Source organism: Pseudomonas sp. 4CAES_32.4 (assembly GCF_058136335.1).
Genome location: NZ_CM176882.1, coordinates 1 through 13,315, shown reverse-complemented (window position 1 = coordinate 13,315; position 13,315 = coordinate 1). Strand labels below are relative to the sequence as shown.

10 protein-coding genes are annotated in these 13,315 nt (G+C 59.1%); 5 read left to right on the top strand and 5 right to left on the bottom strand.

What is annotated here, in order from left to right; all coding sequences use genetic code 11:
* The first annotated feature begins 31 nt into the window (after positions 1-31).
* From glyQ to AC3Y64_RS00035, 4 genes are all read left to right on the top strand, one after another.
* Positions 32-985: a glycine--tRNA ligase subunit alpha gene (gene glyQ, locus AC3Y64_RS00050; RefSeq protein WP_034152298.1), complete on the top strand. Its 954-nt coding sequence runs from the start codon at positions 32-34 to the stop codon at positions 983-985.
* Positions 982-3,036, top strand: coding sequence for a glycine--tRNA ligase subunit beta (glyS, locus tag AC3Y64_RS00045; protein ID WP_489985991.1), 2,055 nt, complete (start codon positions 982-984; stop codon positions 3,034-3,036). Before glyQ ends, glyS begins: the two co-directional genes overlap by 4 nt.
* A gap of 4 nt (positions 3,037-3,040) precedes the next feature.
* On the top strand, positions 3,041-3,580 hold the full coding sequence (gene gmhB / locus AC3Y64_RS00040) for a D-glycero-beta-D-manno-heptose 1,7-bisphosphate 7-phosphatase (RefSeq protein WP_489988039.1): 540 nt from the start codon (positions 3,041-3,043) through the stop codon (positions 3,578-3,580).
* Between the two features lie 83 nt (positions 3,581-3,663).
* Positions 3,664-4,443 (top strand): lysophospholipid acyltransferase family protein, encoded by a 780-nt coding sequence (locus AC3Y64_RS00035; protein ID WP_489985990.1) that lies wholly within the window; start codon positions 3,664-3,666, stop codon positions 4,441-4,443.
* A gap of 168 nt (positions 4,444-4,611) precedes the next feature.
* Here AC3Y64_RS00035 and AC3Y64_RS00030 read toward each other — a convergent pair whose 3' ends face one another.
* On the bottom strand, positions 4,612-6,144 hold the full coding sequence (locus tag AC3Y64_RS00030; RefSeq protein WP_489985989.1) for a sensor histidine kinase: 1,533 nt from the start codon (positions 6,142-6,144) through the stop codon (positions 4,612-4,614).
* A 168-nt stretch (positions 6,145-6,312) separates the two neighbouring features.
* Between AC3Y64_RS00030 and AC3Y64_RS00025 the strand changes: the two genes are divergently transcribed.
* The gene (locus AC3Y64_RS00025) at positions 6,313-7,032 is read left to right on the top strand and encodes a response regulator transcription factor (RefSeq protein ID WP_489985988.1); all 720 of its coding nucleotides are present in this window, start codon (positions 6,313-6,315) and stop codon (positions 7,030-7,032) included.
* A 72-nt stretch (positions 7,033-7,104) separates the two neighbouring features.
* Here AC3Y64_RS00025 and gyrB read toward each other — a convergent pair whose 3' ends face one another.
* The 4 genes from gyrB to dnaA are packed head-to-tail and all read right to left on the bottom strand — an operon-like array spanning position 7,105 to position 13,315.
* The gene (gene gyrB / locus AC3Y64_RS00020) at positions 7,105-9,522 is read right to left on the bottom strand and encodes a DNA topoisomerase (ATP-hydrolyzing) subunit B (RefSeq protein ID WP_007911885.1); all 2,418 of its coding nucleotides are present in this window, start codon (positions 9,520-9,522) and stop codon (positions 7,105-7,107) included.
* 5 nt (positions 9,523-9,527) lie between these two features.
* The gene (recF, locus tag AC3Y64_RS00015) at positions 9,528-10,631 is read right to left on the bottom strand and encodes a DNA replication/repair protein RecF (RefSeq protein ID WP_489985987.1); all 1,104 of its coding nucleotides are present in this window, start codon (positions 10,629-10,631) and stop codon (positions 9,528-9,530) included.
* 14 nt (positions 10,632-10,645) lie between these two features.
* Positions 10,646-11,749: a DNA polymerase III subunit beta gene (gene dnaN, locus AC3Y64_RS00010; protein ID WP_007911887.1), complete on the bottom strand. Its 1,104-nt coding sequence runs from the start codon at positions 11,747-11,749 to the stop codon at positions 10,646-10,648.
* 39 nt (positions 11,750-11,788) lie between these two features.
* Positions 11,789-13,315 (bottom strand): chromosomal replication initiator protein DnaA, encoded by a 1,527-nt coding sequence (dnaA, locus tag AC3Y64_RS00005; protein ID WP_489985986.1) that lies wholly within the window; start codon positions 13,313-13,315, stop codon positions 11,789-11,791.

The following is a 13,315-nucleotide window of genomic DNA, read 5'->3' as shown; positions in this document are numbered from 1 at the left end:
TAAATCGCAGCCCAAGAAACAGGTGAATTTCGTGAGCCAGCCTACGCCAGCCGTGCGTACCTTCCAAGACTTGATCCTCGCGCTCCAGCAATACTGGGCCGAGCAAGGTTGTGTGGTACTTCAGCCCTACGATATGGAAGTAGGCGCCGGCACTTTCCACACCGCGACCTTCCTGCGCGCCATCGGCCCGGAAACCTGGAACGCCGCTTACGTGCAGCCAAGCCGCCGTCCGACTGACGGCCGTTACGGCGAAAACCCGAACCGTCTGCAGCACTACTATCAGTTCCAGGTCGTGCTGAAGCCGAACCCGGACAACTTCCAGGAGCTGTACCTGGGCTCGCTCAAGCATGTCGGCCTGGACCCACTGGTCCACGACATTCGCTTCGTCGAAGACAACTGGGAATCGCCGACCCTCGGCGCCTGGGGTCTGGGCTGGGAAGTCTGGCTGAACGGCATGGAAGTGACTCAGTTCACTTACTTCCAGCAAGCGGGCGGCATCGAATGCTACCCGGTGACCGGCGAGATCACTTACGGTCTCGAGCGTCTGGCCATGTACCTGCAAGGCGTCGATTCAGTCTACGACCTGGTCTGGGCTGACGGCCCGATGGGCAAAGTCACCTACGGCGACGTGTTCCACCAGAACGAAGTGGAGCAGTCCACTTACAACTTCGAACACGCCAACGTCGACAAACTGTTCGAACTGTTCGACTTCTATGAAGGCGAAGCCAAGCGCCTGATCGAACTCGACCAGCCGCTGCCGTTGCCGAGCTACGAAATGGTGTTGAAGGCCTCGCACACCTTCAACCTGCTGGATGCGCGCCGGGCGATCTCGGTGACCGCGCGTCAGCAATACATTCTGCGCGTACGCACCCTAGCGCGTTCCGTTGCGCAAGCCTACCTGCTGGCCCGCGCCAAGCTGGGCTTCCCGATGGCGACCCCGGACCTGCGTGACGAAGTACTGGCCAAGCTGGAGGCTGCACAATGAGTGCGCAAGATTTTCTGGTTGAACTGGGCACCGAAGAACTGCCACCGAAAGCCCTGAACACCTTGGCTGACGCGTTCCTCGCCGGTATCGACAAGGGCCTGCAAGCCGCTGGCCTGAGCTACGAAACCAAAACCGTCTACGCCGCGCCACGTCGTCTGGCTGTGCTGATTACCGCGCTGGCCACCCAGCAACCGGATCGCAGCATCAACCTCGACGGCCCGCCACGTCAGGCGGCGTTCGACGCTGACGGCAACCCGACGCAGGCAGCTCTGGGCTTCGCCAAGAAGTGCGGCGTCGATCTGAGCGAAATTGATCAGAGCGGCCCGAAACTGCGTTACAGCCAGAGCATCGCCGGCAAGCCGACCGCGAGCCTGCTGCCAACCATCGTCGAAGATTCGCTGAACGACCTGCCGATCCCGAAACGCATGCGTTGGGGTGCACGCAAGGAAGAGTTCGTGCGTCCGACCCAATGGCTGGTGATGCTGCTCGGTGACCAGGTCATCGACTGCACCATCCTCGCGCAGAAGGCTGGCCGTGACTCCCGTGGTCACCGCTTCCATCACCCGGAAAGCGTGCGCATCGGTTCGCCGTCGAGCTACCTCGCTGACCTGCGTGCCGCTTACGTACTCGCCGATGCCAACGAGCGTCGCGAAATCATCAGCAAGCGCACCGAAGAGCTGGCCACCCGTCAGGAAGGCACGGCAATCGTTCCGCCGGCACTGCTCGACGAAGTGACCGCGCTGGTTGAATGGCCGGTGCCGCTGGTGTGCTCGTTCGAGGAACGCTTCCTCGACGTGCCGCAAGAAGCGCTGATCACCACCATGCAGGACAACCAGAAGTACTTCTGCCTGCTGGATGCCGACGGCAAGTTGCTGCCACGTTTCATCACTGTGGCCAACATCGAAAGCAAAGACCCGCAGCAGATCATCGCCGGTAACGAGAAAGTGGTTCGCCCACGCCTGACCGACGCCGAGTTCTTCTTCAAGCAAGACAAGAAGCAGAAGCTCGAAGCGTTCAACGATCGCCTGAAGAACGTGGTGTTCCAGGAAAAACTCGGCAGCGTCTACGACAAGGCCGAACGCGTATCGAAACTGGCTGCGTACATCGCCGCACGCATTGGCGGCAACGCTTCGTGGGCTGCCCGCGCGGGCCTGCTGTCGAAGTGCGACCTGGCCACCGAAATGGTCGGCGAGTTCCCGGAGATGCAAGGTGTCGCCGGTTATTACTACGCCCTCAATGACGGCGAGCCGGAAGACGTCGCGCTGGCGCTGAACGAGCAGTACATGCCTCGCGGTGCCGGTGCAGAACTGCCGGCGACCCTGACCGGCGCAGCCGTTGCGATCGCTGACAAGCTCGACACCCTGGTCGGCATCTTCGGTATCGGCATGCTGCCAACCGGCAGCAAAGACCCGTATGCCCTGCGCCGTGCGGCACTCGGCGTGCTGCGTATCCTGATCGAGAAGAAACTCGATCTGGACCTGAACGACGCCGTGGCTTTCGCCGTGGCCGCGTTCGGTGCCAAGGTCAAGGCTGCCGGCCTCAACGAAGCCGTGCTGGAATTCATCTTCGACCGTCTGCGTGCGCGTTACGAAGACGAAGGCGTTGAAGTGGCCACTTACCTGTCGGTACGTGCCCTGAAGCCGGGTTCGGCGCTGGACTTCGATCAGCGTGTGCAAGCGGTGCAAGCCTTCCGCAAACTGCCGGAAGCGGCAGCGTTGGCCGCCGTGAACAAGCGTGTATCGAACCTGTTGAGCAAAGTCGAAGGCGCGGTGCCGACCGAGGTCCAAGCCAAGTACTTCGACAACGCCAACGAGTTCTCGCTGTACTCGGCGATCCAGCAAGCGGATCAGGCTGTACAGCCGATGGCGGCAGCGCGTCAGTACAACGAATCGCTGGCACGCCTGGCGGCATTGCGTGAGCCGGTGGATGCGTTCTTCGACGCGGTAATGGTCAATGCCGACGACGCCAATGTGCGGGCCAACCGTTACGCGCTGCTGGCGCGTCTGCGTGGTCTGTTCCTCGGTGTTGCCGACATTTCGCTGCTGGGTTGAGGGACTGCTGTTGAAACTGCTGATTCTCGATCGGGACGGAGTGATCAATTACGACTCCGACGCTTACATCAAGTCAGTGGCGGAGTGGATTCCGTTGCCCGGCTCGATCGAAGCGATTGCGCAGTTGAGCAAGGCCGGCTGGACGGTGGCGGTCGCCACCAACCAGTCGGGGATTGCTCGCGGCTATTACGACCTCGCCACCCTCGATGCCATGCACACGCGCTTGCGCGAGCTGGTGGCGGAACAGGGCGGTGAGGTCGGGCTGATCGTGTATTGCCCGCATGGGCCGGACGAAGGCTGCGATTGCCGCAAGCCGAAACCGGGGATGTTGAAAACCATCGCGGCGCATTACCACGTTGAGCTGGCCAATGTCTGGTTCGTCGGCGACAGCCTTGGTGACCTGGAGGCCGCCAAAGCCGTCGACTCACAGCCAGTTTTGGTAAAGACCGGAAAAGGCGAAAAGACTCAGGGCAAAACCCTGCCGGTTGGCACTCTGATTTTTGACGATCTGGCGGCGATTGCCGCAGAACTTATCCACAACTAGAGTACTTCTGAAATTCCTGACCAGGGATTGATCGGGAGTGCGCTTGAACACTCGGGCATTGCCCCGTAACGGTAAACGTCACTATGTCGATACTGCGGGCCATCAGAATTTTTCTCTTTTACCTGCTGCTGGGCACCACCTCCCTGCTGTGGTGCAGCTTGAGTTTTTTTATCGCGCCGTTTCTGCCGTTCAAGGCGCGTTATCGGTTTATCAACGTGTACTGGTGCCGCTGCGCCTTGTGGTTGACCAAGGTGTTTCTCGGTATCCGTTACGAAATCAAAGGCGCGGAAAACGTGCCTGACCGGCCCTGCGTGATTCAATCGAACCACCAGAGCACCTGGGAGACGTTCTTTCTCTCCGCTTATTTCTCGCCGTTGAGCCAAGTGCTCAAACGCGAACTGCTGTACGTGCCGTTCTTCGGCTGGGCCATGGCCATGCTGCGGCCGATCGCAATTGACCGCGACAACCCGAAGGCTGCGTTGAAACAAGTCGCGGCCAAAGGTGATGAGCTGCTCAAGGACAATGTCTGGGTGCTGATCTTTCCGGAAGGCACACGCGTTCCTTTCGGCACTGTCGGCAAGTTCTCCCGCAGTGGCAGCGCTTTGGCGGTAAATGCGGCGCTTCCGGTACTGCCGATTGCACACAATGCCGGCAAGTTCTGGCCGAAAGTCGGCTGGGGCAAGAAGTCCGGAGTGATCACCGTGGTGATCGGTGAGCCGATGTATGCCGAAGGCACGGGCCCGCGCGCCATCGCCGAGTTGAACGACCGGGTACAAGCCTGGAACGAGAAGACTCAGCGTGAAATGGGCTCGCTGCCACCGACCCCGCAGGCCCCCGTTGCAGATGAGCAAGTGCCGGCCTGACATTTTGTGGATAACCTGTGTACGGTTTTGTTGAATAGGCTTGAGTTTTTATCTTAAGTGATTGATCTGCTTATATATTTCTCAAGCTCATAAAACCTTGTAAAACGTGCATAAGTTTTTTTCGGATGTAAAAAAACCGGCTGATATAGCCGGTTTTTTTGTGCCTGTTCACTCGGGGATCAGCGGTAATTCGAGCAGGAACGTGGTGCCCTGATCAACCACGCTGCGGCATTCGATGACGCCGCCATGGTGATCAACCACCGCTTTGACCATCGACAGACCCAGCCCCACGCCATCGATGCCTTGGGCAGAGGAAAAGCGCCGGTACTGGGTGAACAGGTCAGGCAGTTCTTCGGCAGCGATGCCTTTACCCTCATCGGTCAGTTCACAGCGCAGCCATTCTTCACCGCAGCTGACACGCAGCTCTATCGTGGTGTCAGGCGGGCTGTACTTGATCGCGTTTTCCAGCAGGTTGAACAGGGCGCGGGTCAGCAAACCTTGGTCAGCATTGATCAGGCGCTCCTGGGATGGCTCGTCCATGTCATGCGACAGCTCGATGCGTTTTTGCTGGGCAATCGGCAACGCCTGATCCAACACGTCCAGCACCAGCATCGCGAACAGCGTCGGCTGAAAGTGGTACGCCTCGGATTCGGCCCGTGCCAGCAGAACAAACCCGTCGGTCAGATCCAGCGCGCGGCGTACCTGCCGTTCGATCTGTTCGAACAGCGGTGCGTCGGCGCCGGCCTGATGCCGATGCACATCGAGCAAAGCGAGGATTGCCGAGTGCGGTGCACGCAAATCATGAGAGAGAAAGCGCAGCAAAACGCTGCGTTGTTCCTCGGCCGCACGTTCAGCGCTGAGGTCGGTCAGGCTCAACAGCCAGCCAATCGGCGTGTCGCCGTCAACCGGCAGCAGCGCAGCACGTTCCAGACGCAGACTGCGTTCCTTGTAATCGCGAAACTCCAATAGCGGCAGGGCTGACAGTGGCGGGCGCTGCTCTGTGGATAATTCCGGATAGCCGAGACGGGCGAGTTGACCCAGCACATCGTCGCCCACCAGAGGGTCATCGAACAGCGCGCGAGCCTTGCGGTTGCCCAGCAGGATCTGGCCTTTGGGATCACTGATCAGCGTGGCGACAGGCAAGTACTCCAGACCATCTGCGATGAAACGCCGGGTATCACGGGTTCGGCTCATGGCCTGCTCGAGCGCCATGATCTGGCCCTGCAAACGATCAGCGCCGGTGAATTGCGAGCGACGGCGTTCAGGGAATACCTTCGGTTCGCTGTCGAGCCGTGCCAGCTCCCAACCGAAATAGGTCAGCACCACACTCAAGCGCCGCCAGTTCCAGATCAGATAACCGAACAACATGCCCAGCACCGCCGGCGTCGGCGACCACCATAGGCGCATCTCTGCTAAGCCGGCACTGGCGAGCAGCGCGCAGGCCATGCCGATCAATGTAATCCACAGCGCCCAGCGCGGGCGCCAGAGCAGTAGCCCGAGAATCCCGGCAACCAGCACCACCGACAACAGAGCGCCCGCTGGCGGCGTCGCATCATGCAAGTTGATCTGCGCGCGATAAGACAGCAGTGCAGTCAGTGGCAACAGCACTAGACTTATCCACAACCACTCGCGCACCAACTGACGAAACAGGCGCTGCACCTGACTCGGTTCTCGGCTTTCCCGCCGACGATCATGGTTCATGAGGAAAAAGGGCAGGGCAGTGTGAATGGTTTCATAGGCCACAGGTCTGAGACGTAGACCGAAGAATCATAGCGGACGTCGACCAATGGCGGGCTGCTTACTTTCAAGGCGATGATCAAGCGACTATGGTTGACGCCCAACTGCCCAAGCAACAAGGAATCACCGCGAATGCGCGTTGCGATACTGGACGACGAACCCGCCGAACTGCGCCGGGTCGAGCAAACCCTGCAGCAAATGGCCGATGCCGGCGAGCAGCCGTGGTCACTGCACAGCTTCGAACGCGGTGAGGATCTGCTGCGGCAATTGCGTCGGGAAACCTTCGACCTGCTGATCCTCGATTGGCAACTGCCCGACCTCACCGGCCTGGCCCTGCTGCGCTGGACTCGCGAGCATATGGAAGCGCCACCCGCGGCGATCATGCTTACCAGTCGCGATGGTGAGAGTGACATCGTGCAGGCGTTGAATGCGGGGGCTGATGATTATGTGAGCAAACCGTTTCGGCCGAATGAGTTAAAGGCGCGGGTGACTGCGGTACTGCGTCGACACAGCCAGCAACGTGCGGCGGCGACGGAAGTGCTGAGCTTCAACGACTTGACCTTCGACGACGCCGAACTGACCGTCACTCGCGAAGGCAAGCCGATTGTCATGACTGAACGCGAGTATCGACTGGCGCGGTGCCTGTTCAGCAATCTGGGTCGGCCGTTGTCACGGGACTATCTGTATGAGCGGTTTTGGCCACACGAGGAAATCGCCTCGTCACGACCGCTGGATACGCATATCTATCGTCTGCGCAACAAGCTGGGGCTGACGGCGGATCGGGGTTGGCAGTTGCTGACGATTTATGGGTATGGGTATCGGTTGGAGAGTGTGGCGACGGCGTCAGAATAAAAATCAAAGATCCCAGCCATTAAAAAAGGCCAACGCAATGCGTTGGCCTTTTTTGTTTGACGCAGACCGGGATCAGAAATCCAGGTTCGAAACCGCCAACGCATTGCTCTCGATGAAGTCACGACGAGGTTCGACCGCATCACCCATCAGGGTGTTGAAGATCTGGTCTGCGCCAATGGCGTCTTCGATGGTGACTTTCAGCATGCGGCGCACGCTTGGGTCCATGGTGGTTTCCCACAGCTGATCCGGGTTCATTTCGCCCAGACCTTTGTATCGCTGAATGGTGTGGCGCTTGGTGCTTTCAGCCATCAGCCAGTCCAGTGCTTCCTTGAACTCGGTGACCGCTTTCTTGCGCTCGCCGCGCTGGATGTACGCGCCTTCGTCGAGTAGCGTGCTCAGTTGAGCGCCGAGGGTGACGACGGTTTTGTAGTCGTTGCTGCCGAAGAAGTCGCGGTTGAAAGTGACGTAGTTCGACAGGCCGTGGGAGATCAGTTCGACCTCTGGCAGCCACACGCCACGTTCACGATCTTCACGCAGGCTGGCCTTGTAGACCAGGCCGGACTTCTCAACGGTACGCAGACGCGCTTCGTACTGGGCCAGCCACTCTTGCATCGCTGCGTGGTCGCCGAGCTTTTCCAGGCTCACGGCCGGCAGGTAGATGAAGTGTTCGGTGAGTTCCTGCGGATACAGGCGCGACAGACGCTTGAGGGTCTTCATTACCATGCGGAAGTCGTTCACCAGACGCTCGAGCGCTTCACCGGAAATGCCCGGGGCTTCTTCGTTCAGGTGCAGGCTCGCATCTTCCAGGGCCGACTGCGTCATGTACTCTTCCATGGCGTCGTCGTCTTTGATGTATTGCTCTTGCTTGCCTTTCTTGACCTTGTACAACGGCGGCTGGGCGATATAGATGTAGCCGCGCTCGATCAGCTCCGGCAACTGACGGAAGAAGAAGGTCAGCAGCAGGGTACGGATGTGCGAACCGTCGACGTCAGCATCGGTCATGATGATGATGTTGTGATAGCGCAGCTTGTCGATGTTGTACTCGTCGCGACCGATACCGCAGCCCAGCGCGGTGATCAAGGTGCCCACTTCTTGGGAAGAGATCATCTTGTCGAAACGGGCTTTCTCGACGTTGAGGATCTTGCCCTTCAACGGCAGGATCGCCTGGGTTTTGCGGTTACGTCCCTGCTTGGCAGAGCCGCCCGCGGAGTCACCTTCCACGAGGTACAGTTCGGACAGCGCCGGGTCTTTTTCCTGGCAGTCAGCGAGCTTGCCCGGCAGGCCGGCGATGTCCAGCGCGCCTTTGCGGCGGGTCATCTCACGGGCCTTGCGCGCCGCTTCACGAGCACGCGCAGCATCGATCATCTTGCCGACAACGAGCTTGGCTTCGTTCGGGTTTTCCAGGAGGAAGTCGGAGAAGTACTTGCCCATTTCCTGTTCGACCGCGGTCTTCACTTCGGAAGAGACCAGCTTGTCTTTGGTCTGCGAGCTGAACTTCGGATCCGGCACTTTCACCGAAATGATCGCGGTCAGGCCTTCACGGGCATCGTCACCGGTTGTGGCGACTTTGTGCTTCTTCGCCAGACCTTCCTGCTCGATGTAGTTGTTCAGGTTACGCGTCAGTGCCGAACGGAAGCCCACCAGGTGAGTGCCGCCGTCGCGCTGCGGAATGTTGTTGGTGAAGCACAACAGGTTCTCGTTGAAGCTGTCGTTCCACTGCAGGGCGATTTCCACGCCGATGCCGTCTTCACGCTGGATGTTGAAGTGGAACACCTGATTGACCGCAGTCTTGTTGGTGTTCAGATATTCAACGAACGCACGCAGGCCGCCTTCGTACTTGAACAGCTCTTCCTTGCCGCTGCGCTCATCCTTGAGGACGATGCCGACACCGGAGTTGAGGAAGGACAGTTCACGAATGCGCTTGGCGAGGATGTCCCAGCTGAAGTGAATGTTCTTGAAGGTTTCGCTGGAAGCCTTGAAATGAATCTGGGTACCGGTGGTTTCGCTGTCGCCAACGATGGCCATCGGTGCCTGCGGTACGCCGTGGACGTAGGTCTGTTCCCAGATCTTGCCGCTGCGGCGAACCGTCAGTACCAGCTCTTCGGACAGTGCGTTCACTACCGACACACCTACACCGTGCAGACCGCCGGATACTTTGTAGGAGTTGTCGTCGAACTTACCGCCAGCGTGGAGGACGGTCATGATGACCTCGGCAGCGGAAACGCCTTCCTCTTTGTGCACGTCTACCGGGATGCCACGACCGTTGTCTTTAACGGTGATGGACTCATCCGGGTGGATGATGATGCTGATGTCGTCGCAGTGGCCGGCGAGGGCTTCGTCGATCGAGTTGTCGACCACTTCGAACACCATGTGGTGCAGACCGCTGCCATCGTCGGTGTCACCAATGTACATACCGGGACGTTTGCGTACGGCATCCAGGCCTTTCAGCACTTTAATGCTCGTTGAGTCGTACGTATTTTCTTCGCTCAATGCCTTCACTCCCGATGGTCGTGGGTCTGGGTGATACGGCCCTGTTCCACGTGGAACAGAGCGACTGGCGTTTCCGTCTGCCAGCCTTCCCTCAATAATTCGTGATCTACACAGGTGATGAACACCTGGCAGCGTAAGTCTTCCAGCAAGCGGCACAGCGCACGACGGTGGCCCTCGTCCAGCTCGGACGGCAAGTCATCCACCAGATAAATACACTGACCGCGTCGGGCCTGACTGACCAGGTGCCCTTGGGCAATCCGCAGTGCACAGACCACCAACTTCTGCTGACCCCGGGACAAAATGTCCGCGGCATTGTGTGCGCCCAATCTAAGACGCAAATCAGCACGTTGCGGTCCGGCCTGGGTGTGACCCATTTGCTGGTCCCGTTGCACGGAACCGGCCAGTACGGCGCTCAATTCCCGGTCTTTGTCCCAGCCTCGGTAATAGCTGAGCGTCAAACCTTCAAGCTCAACCAGTTCGCTCAAGGTTTGTTCAAAGACTGGTTTCAAGGCTTTGATGTAAGCGCGGCGGTATTCATCGATTTCAGCGCTGGCCTGGCACAGTTCCCTGTCCCAAACCGCTTGCGAAACGGCGTCAAGTGTACCATGCCGCAGCCATGAGTTTCTCTGGCGCAAGGCCTTCTGCAAACGCTGCCAAGTGGCCATGAACCGTGGCTCGACGTGGAACACGCCCCAGTCGAGAAACTGTCGGCGAATCTTCGGCGCACCTTCGAGCAAGCGGAAGCTATCGGGGTTGATCAACTGCAGCGGCAGGATCTCCGCCAGTTGCGCAGCGCTACGGGCGTTCTGGCCGTCGATGCGAATCTGGAACTCGCCTTGGCGATCACGGGAAATGCCCAAAGCGCTGTGGCCACCCTCGGCCAATTCGACATGACCGAACACGGTACAAGCGAGCTGTTCGTACTGGATGACCGGCAAAAGCCGCGTGCTACGAAACGAACGGGCAAGCCCCAGCAGATGAATGGCTTCCAGAACACTGGTTTTGCCGCTGCCGTTGGCGCCGTAAAGAATGTTGATGCGGGGGGAGGGGGAGAAGGTCACCGGGTGCAGATTGCGCACCGCGGTGACCGAAACACGACTTAAGGACATCCAGAGTCAGCTGATTACAGACGCATCGGCATGACAACGTAAGCCGAATCGTCGTTGTCGGACTCTTGCACCAGCGCACTGCTGTTGGAGTCGGACAGGATCAGGCGAACCTGCTCGGTGGTCATCACGCCCAGCACGTCGAGCAAATAGCTCACGTTGAAACCGATTTCCAGCGAGCCGCCGTTGTATTCAACGCCGACTTCTTCTTCCGCTTCTTCCTGCTCCGGGTTGTTGGCCTGGATCTTCAACTGACCGCTGGCCAGTTGCAGACGGATACCACGGTACTTCTCGTTGGACAGAATCGCAGTACGGCTGAACGCTTCACGCAACGCTTGGCGATCGCCCAATACCAACTTGTCGCCGCCCTTCGGCAGCACGCGCTCGTAGTCCGGGAATTTACCGTCGACCAGTTTCGAGGTGAAAGTGAATTCACCAGTGGTCGCGCGGATGTGGTGCTGGCCCAACACGATGCTGACGTTGCCGTCCGGCTCAGTGAGCAGGCGCGCCAGTTCAAGGATACCTTTGCGCGGCACGATGACCTGATGGCGATCCGGCTGGCCGATATCGGCTTTCATCGAGCACATGGCCAGACGGTGACCGTCGGTGGCGACAGCGCGGATGATGCCTTCAGACACTTCCAGCAGCATGCCGTTGAGGTAGTAACGCACGTCCTGCTGAGCCATGGCGAAGCTGGTGCGTTCAATCAGACGACGCAGTTTGCTTTGCTCAAGGCTGCAGGTCAGCGAGCCCGGGCCTTCTTCAACGGTCGGGAAATCGTTGGCTGGCAGAGTCGACAGGGTGAAACGGCTGCGACCAGCCTTCACCACCAGCTTCTGCTCATCGACCTTGATGTCGATCAGCGCATCGTTGGGCAGGCTTTTGCAGATGTCCATCAGCTTGCGCGCAGGCACGGTGATGGAACCTGTTTCTGCCGGCTCTTCAAGTTGCACACGACCGACCAGCTCGACCTCAAGGTCGGTACCGGTCAGCGACAGTTGCTGGCCTTCAACTACCAACAGCACGTTGGAGAGTACCGGCAAGGTCTGTCGGCGCTCGACGACGCCTGCGACCAGTTGCAGGGGTTTCAACAGGGCTTCGCGTTGAATGGTGAAATGCATGGTCTAGTCCCTTGCCTTAATAAGCTGCGCTGGAGTTCATCAAGTGGTCAGTGTACGCAGCAGGTTCTTGTAGTCCTCGCGGATGTCCGCGTCGGATTCCTTAAGTTCGTTGATCTTGCGGCAGGCGTGCAACACGGTGGTGTGATCGCGGCCGCCAAACACGTCGCCGATTTCCGGCAGGCTGTGGTTGGTCAGTTCCTTGGACAACGCCATGGCCACCTGACGCGGACGAGCGACCGAACGCGAACGGCGTTTGGACAGCAAGTCGGAGATCTTGATCTTGTAGTACTCGGCGACGGTGCGCTGAATGTTATCCACAGAGACCAGTTTGTCCTGCAACGCCAGCAGGTCTTTCAGGGATTCGCGAATCAGCTCGATGGTGATGTCGCGACCCATGAAGTGCGAGTGGGCGATCACGCGTTTCAGCGCGCCTTCCAGCTCACGGACGTTGGAACGAATACGCTGGGCGATGAAGAACGCGGCATCGTGCGGCAAGTCGACCTTGGCCTGGTCGGCCTTCTTCATCAAGATCGCCACACGGGTTTCCAGTTCCGGCGGCTCGACGGCGACCGTCAGGCCCCAGCCGAAGCGGGATTTGAGGCGCTCTTCAAGGCCTTCGATTTCTTTCGGGTAGCGGTCACTGGTGAGAATGACCTGCTGGCCACCTTCAAGCAGGGCGTTGAAGGTGTGGAAAAACTCTTCCTGCGAACGCTCTTTACGGGCGAAGAACTGAATGTCGTCGATCAGCAAAGCATCCACCGAACGGTAGAAGCGCTTGAACTCGTTGATCGCGTTCAGTTGCAGTGCCTTGACCATGTCGGCCACGAAGCGCTCGGAATGCAGGTACACAACCTTGGCATTCGGGTTCTTCTTTAATAGGTGGTTACCCACTGCGTGCATCAAGTGGGTCTTACCCAAGCCAACGCCACCATAAAGGAAGAGTGGGTTGTAACCGTGCTTGGGATTGTCCGCCACCTGCCAGGCCGCTGCGCGGGCGAGCTGGTTGGACTTACCTTCGACGAAGTTCTCGAAAGTAAAAGTGCGGTTCAGGTAACTGGTGTGCTTGAGCGCACCTTCGACCTGCACGGTGCGCTGTTCGGCGCGAACCGGGGCCTGTTGCGAAGCGGCGCCGGACATCGGATCGAAGCTGTCGCGAGACGGTTCATCGCTGACTTCCGGACTTTTTTGCGTCGAGCGCTTGGCTGTCGGTGCGGATGTCTGCGCAGGGGCGGGCGTGTTCACCGGCGCAGCATTGGTCTGCGCCTGGGAAGCTTGCGCTGCCGCCAGCGGCGCATTGGGTGCGGCACGCGGTGCCGAGCTGCGTTTGCTGCCTATTAATAAGGAAAGCGCAGGCGCCACGCCATCGCCGTGCTCATCCAGCAGTTCAAGGACACGTCCCAGGTACTTTTCGTTTACCCAGTCCAGCACAAAACGGTTCGGTGCGTAGACGCGCAACTCGTCGCCTTCGGCTTCGACCTGTAGTGGACGGATCCAGGTGTTGAATTGTTGGGCAGGCAGCTCTTCGCGCAAAAGCTCCACGCACTGCTGCCAAAGTTCCACTGACAC

Coding starts and splice junctions, on each gene's coding strand:
- glyS (WP_489985991.1), top strand. CDS start 982: ATGAGTGCGCAAGATTTTCTGGTTGAACTGGGCACCGAAGAACTGCCA.
- AC3Y64_RS00035 (WP_489985990.1), top strand. CDS start 3,664: ATGTCGATACTGCGGGCCATCAGAATTTTTCTCTTTTACCTGCTGCTG.
- AC3Y64_RS00030 (WP_489985989.1), bottom strand. CDS start 6,144: ATGAACCATGATCGTCGGCGGGAAAGCCGAGAACCGAGTCAGGTGCAG.
- AC3Y64_RS00025 (WP_489985988.1), top strand. CDS start 6,313: ATGCGCGTTGCGATACTGGACGACGAACCCGCCGAACTGCGCCGGGTC.
- recF (WP_489985987.1), bottom strand. CDS start 10,631: ATGTCCTTAAGTCGTGTTTCGGTCACCGCGGTGCGCAATCTGCACCCG.
- dnaN (WP_007911887.1), bottom strand. CDS start 11,749: ATGCATTTCACCATTCAACGCGAAGCCCTGTTGAAACCCCTGCAACTG.